The following is an 11,281-nucleotide window of genomic DNA, read 5'->3' on the forward strand; positions in this document are numbered from 1 at the left end:
AATGTTAAAACACCAATGACCATTGAGCCATTGAGGCATATTAATGTTAACTCATCGGGATTTTTTAGCCTTTCCTGCTCCCCCCTTTCAGTTAAAAGATAATACTCGCTTACAAGGTATACCTTTTCATCCATAACGCTCTGCATGCAGTTTATTATTCCACGAGCATCTGCCGGTGTTGCCCTTCTAATCTCAAGATCATTCTTTTGGGATTTTTTCCATAACATCATTATTTACTCTCCAGAATATTTTTTATATCGTTATATATAGATTCTATTTTATCTATAACATCCCTGCCGTATTTTAATATTTCATCACGCCGGTCGAGAAACGTTGAGGTAAGTATTGCCCCCTCCCTTGATGCCTCTATAATCCCATCACGTTCAAGTATCCTTAATGAATATCTTATTTTATGTTCTGGTATGCCTGTCTGCTGGGATATTTTAATTATCCCCAAAGGCTGCTCATGCAGCAATGTTTTAATTATCAAAACATGCCTGTTAAGCGTATCTGCGTCTTCATTTATTTCCTTGAAAATAGAGTAATCCTCCATGGTTAATGTATGACAAGGCTTTATATATTATTATCTAAATTTTATCATTATCAATTGAATACAGAATCTTATCGTCTTCCTTTATTGTAAATCTTGATGTTGTGCCCAGAAGTTCCTTTAATTTTTCTATTCTTTCATTTATATATTCATCATATTTTGATGGGTCATTTGAATTTTCTCTTATCTTTAATGTGTTTTTTAACAGTGCTATCTGCAGCTTTATCTCAAATTTCTTTCTATCGCTAAATGAATCTATATTAAAGGTTTTTGACATTTAACCTGTATCCCATTATTATTTTATTAACTTTTTCTAAAGAATTATCTTTTATGATTAAATACACATGTATGTTTAATCTTAAAAAAATCAGTGAATTCGCCTACGAACTGCCAGAGGACCAAAGTATGAAAGTTCCTGGTATAATTTATATAAATGATACACTTTTAAAAAATTTTACAAATGATGAGCCAATAAAACAGGTTAGAAATGTGGCATCGCTGCCCGGGATAGTCAAGGCATCAATAGCCATGCCGGATATACATATGGGTTATGGCTTTCCGATAGGCGGGGTTGCAGCCTTTGATTATGATAACGGCATCGTATCTCCCGGCGGCGTCGGTTATGATATAAACTGTGGGGTAACCCTAATTAAAACAAATTTAAAATATCAGGAAGTAAGAAATAAAATTGCTGATATTATTGAAAATCTTTATAAATCAATACCTGCAGGGATAGATCATAAGTCAAGCCTTAGATTGAACCAGCAATCATTAAGCAATATACTTTCTGAGGGCATTTACTGGGCGTTGGAAAATGGATATGCAACAGAAAATGATATGTTAAATACTGAGGAATCCGGAAAAATTGAATGTGATGCATCCTATGTAAGTGAAAAGGCAATGGCCCGCGGTATTAATGAACTTGGTACCCTCGGGGGTGGAAATCATTTTCTTGAGATACAGCGCGTCAGTTCAATTATGGATGATAAAACATCCAAAATGTTTGGCATGGAACCCGATCAGGTCACCATTATGGTACACACAGGTTCACGTGGACTTGGTCATCAGGTGGCAACTGATTTTATAACTGAGATCTTGAATTCTGGGGAAGGTATAAAAAATGAAAATGATAAACAGTTAACATCAGTGTACATATCATCAAAAATAGGGCAGCGTTATATAAACTCCATGAATGCAGCTGCCAATTTCAGCTTTGTTAACAGGCAGATAATTACATATAAAATAAGAAAGGTTTTTGAGGAAACATTCAAAAGAGATTATGAATCACTCGGTATGGATATACTCTACAGCCTTGCACACAATATGGCAAAGCAGGAATATCATATTATAGAAAATACCAAGAGGAAGCTGCTTGTTCATAGGAAGGGTGCCACAAGGGCATTTCCGGCAGGTGTTGCAGAAGGAAAATTTTCAAGTACAGGATATCCTGTTATAATTCCAGGTGATATGGGCACAGCCTCCTATGTTCTTGTTGGTACCCAGGAAAATATGAAAAATTCATTTGGAAGCTCATGCCATGGTGCAGGAAGGGTCTTAAGCAGAAAGGCATCCAATGAAAAATTCACACCGGAATCTGTTCTAAGGGAACTCAATGATAGGGGCATATATATAAGGGCAGCAACAAAAAAGGTTATAACCGAGGAATCACCAGAAAGCTATAAGGATATTGATGAGGTTATAAAGGTTGTTAATGGGGCTAACATCGCAAGGCCTGTACTGAAATTAACGCCGCTTGCAGTCATGAAAGGATAATTTATATTATATTTTTTCTCGTAATTTCTGTTATTCTTTTAATTTTATCATAAAGTTCCATGAATTCTGGAACTGTTAGCTGCTGTGCAGCATCACTTAAAGCCTCCTTTGGATTTGGGTGAACCTCTATTATCAGCCCATCAGCACCAGCCGCAGTACCCGCCATGGCCAGTGGTTCCACGTATCTGTTTATGCCTGCCGGATGGCTTGGGTCTATTAAAACAGGGTATTCTGTTTTTTCATGCAGAACCGGAACTGCAGATACATCAAGTGTAAACCTTGTGGAGGTCTCGAATGTCCTTATACCTCTTTCAACCAGCATTATTTTTTTATTACCGCCAAGTGCAAGGTATTTTGAAGACCCTATCAGCTCATCAATTGTATTTCCGAAGCCTCTTTTAAGAAGTACTGGCTTATTATATTTACTAACTGCCTTAAGAAGAGAAAAATTCTGTGAATTTCTGGAACCTATCTGTATTATATCTGCATATTCCTCAACAAGTGGCAGGTTTTCCTCATCCATAACCTCGGTAATTATTGCCATGCCTGTTTCCTCCCTTGCCCTTGCCAGAAGCTTCAATCCCTCCTCACCAAGTCCCTGGAAGGATTCCGGCTGCGTTCTTGGCTTGAATGTACCCCCTCTGAGAACATTCACACCGATTTTTTTGAGGTCCCTGGCAACGCCAAGTATCTGCTCCTCACTTTCCACTGAACACGGTCCGGCGATCATGAGGAATTTATCATCTGTTAATTCCAACTCGTCATTTATTTTTATGTCAATCATTTTTACCACTAGCTATTTTATTTATTAAACCTTCACCTGAAAGCAGTGCTGTTCCTATAAGAAGCCCGTCATATTTCTTTATTGGCAGGGCCTCCACATTTTCCAGGGAAATACCGCTTTCAAGGACCAGTGGCAAACCAAATTTTTTTAGGAAGTCATATGCATTTTCTGATTCATCTTCTATTTTTAATGTTTCAAGATTTCTTCTATTGTAGCCAAGCAATACATTTTCATCTGGGTATATATTGCCAATTTTTTTCATATCATGTATTTCAAGGAGCACCTCCATATTTAATGAGGCCCCGTACCTTATAAATTCCCTTATTTTATTGTAGTCAAGGAAATCTGCTATCAGCAGGAACACATCTCCACCGATCATGTAGGATGATTTTATCATATCCGTGCTAGATATGAAATCTTTAATTAATATTGGTTTGCTATAGCATTGCACGGATACAGCATCTAACTGATTCCCATTGAAATAATGGGGCTCCGTTAAAATACTGAATCCTGCAACGCTTTCCTTAATCTTATTATAGTATTTAAATATATCATTATTAACAATATTGTTGAAACCTGATGGTGATTTCCTTTTATACTCAGCTATAATTCCTGGTTTTATTTTAGAACTTTTTAATGAATCCTTTAGGCTCAATGTATTTCTAATGCGTTTATTGTCCATAATTAATTCTCTACTGTAATTCTCCCTGTAAATATCATCCACTATCATACTGCATCAATAAAATTTTTTAAGACCCTATATCCATCATTTGTATAGTAACTCTCGGGATGGAACTGGACTCCAAAAAAGTGGTTATCGCGTGAATGGAAACCCATTATCTCGCCATCAGTTATGGATACCGCATCAACTATAATGTTGCTGTTTTCAGTAACGACTAGGGAATGATACCTTATTGCATTAAACGTTTCTGGTATACCATTATAAATGATGCCTTCTGAGTGTTTAATGGCATCTATCTGCCCATGCATAATTCTTTTTGATAGCCTGATATCTGAACCAAGATAATACGCCAGTGTTTGATGCCCAAAGCATATTCCAAGGAATTTCTTATGCCTGTTATTATCTATAAATTCGTACAGTTTTCCACGGTCCTCTATATTTTTTGGATTGCCTGGGCCCGGGGATATTATTATGCCATCATAATCTGATTTTTCAGGGCTTATCATGTCATTTTCCAAAATTTTTACATCAACCCCCATGGATGCAACATACTGGTATATATTATACACAAAGGAATCGTAATTATCAATTATTAATATCCTTTTCATATAAACCACCTATAACAGTTAATGCCTTGGAATACATTTCATGAATTTCATTTTCTGGGATAGAATCCTTAACAATACCTGCACCTGCCTGTATATATGAACCATCTTTATTTTTATATAAACTCCTTATTAGGAGTGCCATATCAGCATAATTCTTGCCGACAATCCCAAGTGTACCGGCATAAGGCCCTCTGGGCTTTTCCTCGTATAAATTTATGAGCTGCATGGCACGCTTCTTTGGTGCTCCGCTTACAGTGCCTGCAGGAAAAACTGCCCCAAGTATATCACCAAGTTTTTCTGTTTTTAATTTGCCGGTAACCTGGCTAACTATGTGCTGTACTGTTGAAAATTTTTCTATGGTCATGGATTTTACCACCCTTACTGAACCAGGTATGCATATCTTTCCAAGATCATTCCTTGCCAGATCAACAAGCATCCTGTGCTCCAGAAGCTCCTTTTCATCACTTAATAGTTCTTTTTCAAGTCTTAAATCCTCGATTTCGTCATTACCTCTTTTTCTTGTTCCAGCAATTGGGTCTATCATTATTTCATTTCCATTTAATGTAAACAGGTTTTCCGGTGAGCTACCTATTATTTCCATATCACCAAATTTGTAGTAATAAACATACATTGATTTATCATATTCCAGAAAATTCCTGAGCAGGCTGATCGCATTAAAACCATCAACATCAAATCTCTTTGATATTACCATCTGCAGAAGTTCACCATTTTTTATTCTATTTATTATCTCAGAAACAATTTTTTCCATATTATTATCCATTATGCTCTCATTTTTTATTTTTTTAGTACTGTTATTTCTCACAATTTTTCCTGTATAAACCTTTTCAGGGATAAGCATGGCCACAGATGGCCATGATGATTTTTTAATCCCTATATCCGGATATATTGAATCAACAAAATCATATGTAACAAACATTGGTACCATGGAAGAATTTTTTAAATATTCATCAATGCAATTTAACTTATCAATTGCATTTTCATTTATCATGATGGGATTCTTATTAGATACAAATAAATATTCAGTACCATTTATTCTGTCCGCATCAAACCTAACAAAGTATGCAAAATTTTTATCAATACATTTTTTAATACTGTTTAAGAGCATTTTTTTCACCTAGTTTTATGAAAAGTTCATCTATCCTTTTTTCCGATTTTTTACCTATTTCACTTTCAAGCGAACTGCTTAAATCTATAAACTCCGGATTTAATGATAAAATATTAGAAACATTTTCAGGGCTTATTTTCCCTGCAAGTCCAATACCTGTAAGATCAATATTTCTTAGATCATCCATGCGATTTACTATACCTGATCTATCCTCTAAGAGTATATAATCGGATCCTGCCTTTTTATATTCATCTATTCTTTCTAAATAATCATTTTTTGAAATGTCTATTACCGAAATTACATTCTTTTTTAGAACATTTTTTATATATTTAACATCTCCCGGAGAGTGATCAAAATGAAGCTGTATAATATCCTCATTGATTTCATTTGCATCAGGCATTGATGTATAAACGCCAACCACGCCGGTTTTCTTAATATTTTTAATCTCTTTTATTAGATCCTCTGTACCATGCCTTTTAACAGAATAATCAAGAATGACGCCTATAAATTCAGCCCCTTTTTTAATTGAGTATTCAGCATCATGCACATTTGTAATTCCACATATTTTTACCTTCAATTAAACACCTCCTTTATTTTATTCTTTACAGATCCAGAGCTGATATGATCAAGCACAATTGAATATGCCTCATCCATGGTACCGGCATAATTATTTACTATAAGTGCAGGAGCAGCATTTATGGCTATAAATTCAGACACCTTTTTGTTTTTACCAAGCATGCCATCCACTGCCATTCTAAAGCTTTTTTCCGGATCCACTGAAATAATATCATCATAGGCTATTTCCATATCAAAAAAATTCCTGGGCCTTATTTTATATGACTTTATATACCCATCAATGATGTAAAGTATTGAATCATCAAATGGGGATATCTCATCCATTCCATCCATTCCAAAAACAACCACCCCCTTCTTATGGTCATGAAGAATTACATTCGCATACATATCTGCTATTTTCTCATCATATGCACCTAAAACCAGATTATGTGGGTTAAGGGGATTTGTTAGGGGTCCTAGTATATTAAATACAGTCCTGAATCCAAGACTTTTCCTCACCGCGGCAAATTTTGCAAAGTTCTCATTGTACTCCGGTGCAAGTATGTAAACATAATTTTTTGCATTAAGATTATTGATTATTTCACTCTCATCCATTTTAAATTTATAACCTAAATATTTCATAAGATCGGCACTTCCGTGGCTTCCTGTGGCGCCAAAATTACCATGCTTGGCTATTTTTATGCCGATCGATGCAAGTACAATACTGGCAGCAGTACTTACATTAACGGTATTTTTTTTATCGCCTCCTGTACCAACTATATCTGTTAAATTACTGTATTTGATATTTATTCTGGCCATAGACCTTAGAGCATCTGCAAATCCTGAAATTTCCTCAGGAGTTTCGCCCTTATTGTGCATAAATGTTAGAAACTGCGCCTTGAATTCATCGGGCATGTTTAGGGCCCTTATTAACAGTTCTCTTGCCTCATCAAATGTTAGATTTTTATAATTTTCAAAATTAAAATCATCATTCATCATCCAGTACACCCCTTATTTTATTTATATAATCTAAAAATCCCTTCTTATCATTCTTTTCCAGCATTTTTTCTATGTAACTTCCTATGGCAACTCCAGATCCACCGTTTTTCATCAACTGTTTTATATCCTCCTCAGTTTTTATTCCAAAGCCATACGTAATCTCTCTGCCGGGCAAAAGCTGATTTATCCTTTCTGTTGTATAATCTATTTCATATGGTATATCTATACCTGTGGATGGCTGAAGTCCATAATAAATCCATGAACTTGTCATTTCTGCTATTTTCTTAATTATATGATCGGGCGTTGATGGTGAAAAAAAGGGTATGTATTCAAAATTTTTATTATTTAAATACGATATTTTCTCCTCGGCCTCTGAATAATAATCTATGATAAGGTCTGGAATTATGATTCCGGAAAAACCTCTTGATATTAAATAGGATATAAAATCCTCAAATTTTGGCCCTATATCAGAATAATATGATAGTGAATACATCTTAATACCGTTGCTTTTAAAATACTGGAATATTGGTTTATAAAACCCATCATTGAAATTCTGATTTCCAACCCTGTGTGTTATCCTTATTGTTGGCCCATCATATCTGGGGTCGTCTGATGGGAATCCAAACTCAATATAGTTTATTTTATTCACTGGCATGGCCATTAAAAAATCTTTTAATGTATTGTTATCCGGATATCCAAGTGTGAAATATGGTATTAGATTTTTCATTTTACCTCACTGGAAAATGGATAAATCCAAAAGTCCGTGTCCGCTCACATTCACAACTATTGTTTTCTTCTCATTTTTATGAGCTTTTACATAATTCAACATTGTTGCTATTGCGTGACCAGATTCCGGTGCTGCTATTATTCCCTGCGTATTCGCAAATGTTCTTATGGCATTTTTTACCTCTTCCTGATTTACCTCATCACTTTTAATTCTGCCCTTATTTATTAAAAGGGATAATGAGGGTGATGCACCATGGTATCTTAAACCACCCGCATATATTGTGGGTGGAACAAAATCTGCACCAAGTGAATACATCCTAACCTCAGGCAGAACCCCGGCAGAGTCCATCAGATCATATTTATAATCTCCCTTGGAAAATTTGGGGACCTCATCTGCTGTTGTGGCAATTATCTCAGTATCTGGATGGTCGGGTATAAATGGAAATGTAAAACCTCCAAAATTACTGCCACCACCAACGCATCCTATTAAAACATCTGCATGCTCTCCAATAAGTTCAAGCTGTTTTTTGGTTTCAAGCCCAATTACGCTCTGGTGTGTAAGTGCACTATTCATTACACTTGCGACCATGTATCTGTAATCATGATCAAGGGCATATTCCACAGCCTCACTTATACCTATTCCAAGGGTTCCCGGATGGTCAGGGTTCTCACTTAATATTTTTCTACCGTATTCGGTCAGGTTTGAGGGGCTTGGAACAACGTTGCCGTTATAAAGGTTCATGACTATTTTTCTAAGCGGCTTCTGTATAAAGCTGACCTTAACCATAAATATCTGCGCTGGAAGCTTATATAATGATGCAGCCAGGGCTGTTGCCGATCCCCACTGCCCGGCACCTGTTTCTGTTGTTACACCATTAACGCCCTCGTTTTTTGCATAGTATGCCTGTGCAATGGCTGTATTTATCTTATGTGAACCTGTGGCCGTGGCGCCCTCAAATTTGTAAAATATCTTCCCGCCATAATCCAGATACTTTTCCAGGTTTTTTGCCCTTATTAACGGTGTGGGCCTTCCTATTTGCTCGTACTGTTCTATTACCTCATCCGGTATTTTTTCATATCTTTTAAATGTAAATTCCTGCCTTAAAACCTCCTTTGGCAGTATTTTATTAAGCAGGTTTATGGATGAAAATTCCGCCTTTGAATCCTTTGGTGGCGGAAGTGGTTCTGGCAGGTCCGGAATTACATTGTACCAGTTTTCTGGTATTATCTCACTATTAATTGCTGATATCATGAATGGTATATTTATACATAATATATAATCATTATTGAATATTATTTATGTATAAATATTTAAATTTTGATGCTGGTATGTATTACAATGGACCCGGATAAAAAACTCCTTATGTTGATAATCCTAAATCCATGTTTTTTGAGTAATTCTGACACCTGATTTGGTGAATAAAATTCTCTTATAGATTCTGAAAAATATGAGAATGCATCAGTTTTTGTTAATGCGTCTCCAATCTTTCTTAGTATTTTATGAAGATAAAAATCAAATAAAAACCTGAAATATGGGTTGTCGGGCTCATATATTTCCATTATAATAAAAAAGCCCTGTTTCTTTAAAATTCTGTGTGTTTCATAAAAATAATTATTTATTTTATCATTAAGGGGCCTTATTAAAAATGCTGATGCGGCCAGATCAAAATAGTTATCGGGAAAATCTGTTTCAGTAGCATCAGCCCGTAATTTTATTAACCTTTTATTTTTAATCTGGTCTAGCATTTTTTGACTTATATCAATGGAATAAATTCTGCCATCCCTAAATTTTGATGTAAGAACATTGCTTAATTTTCCCGTACCAGCCCCAGCGTCGAGTATGAATGAATTTTTTGGAAGCCTTATTTTTTTTACCATAGCATTTCTCCAGTACATATCCATGCCCAGGGTTTCAATGGTTGTAATCCTGTCATAATTTATGCTAATATTTTCAAAGTTGTACATTATTAAACAATAATTATAAGGCATATTATTATATTTACAATAATTATATACCAATACATGGAACCAGAAATATTTGTAAATTTTAAGCATTACGAAAATGCTGTTGGTAAATCATGCGAGGAACTATTAAAGGATTTTAACACACTTAAAAATAAAAATATCTATTATTGTCTGTCCCCAATAGATTTAAGATTGAAGACTGAATTTACCAGCCTTAATATATTCTCTCAGACAGTTGATGCCAATGGTTATGGCGCTTATACAGGTTCTATTTCAATGGAATCATTAATCGATATAGGCGTAAACGGCTCATTATTAAACCATTCAGAGAGACGAATGGCAAAATCAGACATAATTAAAATAATAGAAAAATCAAAAAAGCTTGATTTCAAAATTGTTCTTTGTGTGGAGAGCCTTGATGAGGTTAGAGAGTATTCAAAATACGATCCCGAGTACATAGCATATGAGCCACCGGAATTAATAGGTGGTGATATTTCTGTTTCAAATGCCAAACCTGGCATAATAAAAAACGCATCCGAAATATGCAATGATAGGAATATTAAACTCCTTGTCGGTGCTGGTGTTAAAACATATGAGGATGTAAAAAACTCAATGAATCTTGGGGCTTATGGAGTTTTAATTGCATCTGGTATAATCAAAAATCCGAAACCAATAAATAAGTTAATTTCATTAGGCAATTTATAATACTGGTGAAGTCATGGCAAATCCAAAGAAAGATGAACCAATTTTCGTTGAACCACCGTTCGATAAAAAAGGTTACCTGAAATATGAAAGGGAAAGGGCAAAGGCCATTATATTTGTCTTTTTAATAGGTTTGGTTGTTGGTATATTATCTGCATTTTTTGAAATATACGGTTTCTGGTATCTTGGCGTCCTTTTGCTAATAGCAATTTTATATTTTTTAAACAGAATTATCAAATTTTTGAAAATAGGTTTGCCAAAACAGACCTCACATAAAATATATATGTACGGTGAATTAATAATAACATGGTTTATATTCTGGATAATCGCATTAAATCCACCAGTGCACCTAATTTCAGGCCCAGAAATAGTAAACTTGCAGTTTGAAAATAACAATCACTGGACAAATTTAACAGAGGTGAGTGGAAAATATGACATACCATTTAATGGTAAAACAACGGATCACCTTAGGTATCATACAGACTACAAATATCCCATAACCGCCATATATATAAATGAAACCACGTCGGGAATAACCAGGCCTGTTAAATATACTGAATCCCATAATGAGGTATACTTTAATTTAACTTCTGTAAGCCCTGAAAGCACATATTATGTTCATATTACAGAAAAATCTTCATACAAGAGTACCAGTGAGACCTTTAAATTCTTTATAACCTGATAATAATAGAAAAATAAATAATCTTAATTGTAATTATGAAACTGCGCAGGTGTGGTGTAGCCTGGTAGCACGGAAGCCTTCCAAGCTTTCGACCCGGGTTCAAATCCCGGCACCTGCATAAATATAAAA

General features: G+C 35.1%; 14 protein-coding genes, 1 tRNA gene and 1 pseudogene. 4 read left to right on the forward strand and 12 right to left on the reverse strand.

Annotation, left to right across the window (positions count from 1 at the left end; all coding sequences use genetic code 11):
- The 3 genes and pseudogenes from AOG54_RS06370 to AOG54_RS06380 form a co-directional block, all read right to left on the reverse strand.
- Nucleotides 1-230: pseudogene (locus AOG54_RS06370) on the reverse strand (GNAT family N-acetyltransferase); the annotation flags it as partial.
- Entirely contained in the window at nt 230-553 is a 324-nt protein-coding gene (locus tag AOG54_RS06375; protein ID WP_048102142.1) for a transcriptional regulator, read from the reverse strand. The gene AOG54_RS06375 and the pseudogene AOG54_RS06370, both read right to left, overlap by 1 nt.
- Nucleotides 554-587: 34 nt before the next feature.
- Nucleotides 588-827, reverse strand: coding sequence for a hypothetical protein (locus AOG54_RS06380; RefSeq protein ID WP_048102143.1), 240 nt, complete (start codon nt 825-827; stop codon nt 588-590).
- Between the two features lie 71 nt (nt 828-898).
- Here AOG54_RS06380 and AOG54_RS06385 point away from each other — a divergent pair, with 71 nt between their 5' ends.
- On the forward strand, nt 899-2,323 hold the full coding sequence (locus AOG54_RS06385; protein WP_048102144.1) for an RtcB family protein: 1,425 nt from the start codon (nt 899-901) through the stop codon (nt 2,321-2,323).
- Nucleotide 2,324: 1 nt separating this feature from the next.
- On the opposite strand, the gene aroF is transcribed toward AOG54_RS06385, so the two are convergent.
- Genes aroF through AOG54_RS06430 form a run of 9 tightly spaced genes read right to left on the reverse strand, consistent with a single transcriptional unit; the run spans nt 2,325 to nt 9,768 of the window.
- Entirely contained in the window at nt 2,325-3,107 is a 783-nt protein-coding gene (aroF, locus tag AOG54_RS06390) for a 3-deoxy-7-phosphoheptulonate synthase (protein WP_052656839.1), read from the reverse strand.
- Complete coding sequence (locus AOG54_RS06395; RefSeq protein ID WP_048102145.1) at nt 3,100-3,837, reverse strand: indole-3-glycerol-phosphate synthase; 738 nt, start codon at nt 3,835-3,837, stop codon at nt 3,100-3,102. Before AOG54_RS06395 ends, aroF begins: the two co-directional genes overlap by 8 nt.
- Entirely contained in the window at nt 3,834-4,397 is a 564-nt protein-coding gene (locus tag AOG54_RS06400; RefSeq protein ID WP_048102146.1) for an anthranilate synthase component II, read from the reverse strand. Before AOG54_RS06400 ends, AOG54_RS06395 begins: the two co-directional genes overlap by 4 nt.
- On the reverse strand, nt 4,375-5,523 hold the full coding sequence (locus AOG54_RS06405; RefSeq protein WP_048102201.1) for an anthranilate synthase component I: 1,149 nt from the start codon (nt 5,521-5,523) through the stop codon (nt 4,375-4,377). The genes AOG54_RS06400 and AOG54_RS06405 overlap by 23 nt, the downstream gene beginning before the upstream one ends.
- Nucleotides 5,504-6,100, reverse strand: a complete 597-nt coding sequence (locus tag AOG54_RS06410) for a phosphoribosylanthranilate isomerase (protein WP_048102147.1) — start codon at nt 6,098-6,100, stop codon at nt 5,504-5,506. The genes AOG54_RS06405 and AOG54_RS06410 overlap by 20 nt, the downstream gene beginning before the upstream one ends.
- Nucleotides 6,097-7,077 carry an anthranilate phosphoribosyltransferase gene (gene trpD, locus AOG54_RS06415; RefSeq protein WP_048102148.1) on the reverse strand — a complete coding sequence of 327 codons (981 nt, stop codon included), beginning with the start codon at nt 7,075-7,077 and terminating at the stop codon, nt 6,097-6,099. The genes AOG54_RS06410 and trpD overlap by 4 nt, the downstream gene beginning before the upstream one ends.
- On the reverse strand, nt 7,067-7,804 hold the full coding sequence (locus AOG54_RS06420) for a tryptophan synthase subunit alpha (RefSeq protein ID WP_048102149.1): 738 nt from the start codon (nt 7,802-7,804) through the stop codon (nt 7,067-7,069). Before AOG54_RS06420 ends, trpD begins: the two co-directional genes overlap by 11 nt.
- Nucleotides 7,805-7,810: 6 nt before the next feature.
- Nucleotides 7,811-9,055: a TrpB-like pyridoxal phosphate-dependent enzyme gene (locus AOG54_RS06425; protein WP_048102150.1), complete on the reverse strand. Its 1,245-nt coding sequence runs from the start codon at nt 9,053-9,055 to the stop codon at nt 7,811-7,813.
- A 59-nt stretch (nt 9,056-9,114) separates the two neighbouring features.
- Entirely contained in the window at nt 9,115-9,768 is a 654-nt protein-coding gene (locus AOG54_RS06430; protein ID WP_048102151.1) for a class I SAM-dependent methyltransferase, read from the reverse strand.
- Between the two features lie 57 nt (nt 9,769-9,825).
- Here AOG54_RS06430 and AOG54_RS06435 point away from each other — a divergent pair, with 57 nt between their 5' ends.
- The 3 genes from AOG54_RS06435 to AOG54_RS06445 all read left to right on the forward strand — a co-directional run bounded on the left by AOG54_RS06435 (nt 9,826) and on the right by AOG54_RS06445 (nt 11,270).
- Nucleotides 9,826-10,473, forward strand: a complete 648-nt coding sequence (locus AOG54_RS06435; RefSeq protein ID WP_048102152.1) for a triose-phosphate isomerase — start codon at nt 9,826-9,828, stop codon at nt 10,471-10,473.
- A 13-nt stretch (nt 10,474-10,486) separates the two neighbouring features.
- Complete coding sequence (locus AOG54_RS06440; protein ID WP_048102153.1) at nt 10,487-11,152, forward strand: hypothetical protein; 666 nt, start codon at nt 10,487-10,489, stop codon at nt 11,150-11,152.
- Nucleotides 11,153-11,197: 45 nt separating this feature from the next.
- Nucleotides 11,198-11,270: transfer RNA gene (locus tag AOG54_RS06445), tRNA-Gly, on the forward strand.
- The last annotated feature ends 11 nt before the right edge of the window (nt 11,271-11,281 follow it).

It is taken from the genome of Acidiplasma aeolicum (genome assembly GCF_001402945.1).
Taxonomy (GTDB): Archaea; Thermoplasmatota; Thermoplasmata; order Thermoplasmatales; family Thermoplasmataceae; genus Acidiplasma; species Acidiplasma aeolicum.

Excerpts from the sequence above, each read along its gene's own strand:
- AOG54_RS06400 (WP_048102146.1), bottom strand. The coding sequence starts at position 4,397 with ATGAAAAGGATATTAATAATTGATAATTACGATTCCTTTGTGTATAAT.
- AOG54_RS06430 (WP_048102151.1), bottom strand. The coding sequence starts at position 9,768 with ATGTACAACTTTGAAAATATTAGCATAAATTATGACAGGATTACAACC.
- AOG54_RS06425 (WP_048102150.1), bottom strand. The coding sequence starts at position 9,055 with ATGATATCAGCAATTAATAGTGAGATAATACCAGAAAACTGGTACAAT.
- AOG54_RS06405 (WP_048102201.1), bottom strand. The coding sequence starts at position 5,523 with ATGCTCTTAAACAGTATTAAAAAATGTATTGATAAAAATTTTGCATAC.
- AOG54_RS06420 (WP_048102149.1), bottom strand. The coding sequence starts at position 7,804 with ATGAAAAATCTAATACCATATTTCACACTTGGATATCCGGATAACAAT.
- AOG54_RS06385 (WP_048102144.1), top strand. The coding sequence starts at position 899 with ATGTTTAATCTTAAAAAAATCAGTGAATTCGCCTACGAACTGCCAGAG.
- AOG54_RS06380 (WP_048102143.1), bottom strand. The coding sequence starts at position 827 with ATGTCAAAAACCTTTAATATAGATTCATTTAGCGATAGAAAGAAATTT.
- trpD (WP_048102148.1), bottom strand. The coding sequence starts at position 7,077 with ATGATGAATGATGATTTTAATTTTGAAAATTATAAAAATCTAACATTT.
- AOG54_RS06395 (WP_048102145.1), bottom strand. The coding sequence starts at position 3,837 with ATGATAGTGGATGATATTTACAGGGAGAATTACAGTAGAGAATTAATT.
- aroF (WP_052656839.1), bottom strand. The coding sequence starts at position 3,107 with ATGATTGACATAAAAATAAATGACGAGTTGGAATTAACAGATGATAAA.
- AOG54_RS06435 (WP_048102152.1), top strand. The coding sequence starts at position 9,826 with ATGGAACCAGAAATATTTGTAAATTTTAAGCATTACGAAAATGCTGTT.
- AOG54_RS06375 (WP_048102142.1), bottom strand. The coding sequence starts at position 553 with ATGGAGGATTACTCTATTTTCAAGGAAATAAATGAAGACGCAGATACG.
- AOG54_RS06440 (WP_048102153.1), top strand. The coding sequence starts at position 10,487 with ATGGCAAATCCAAAGAAAGATGAACCAATTTTCGTTGAACCACCGTTC.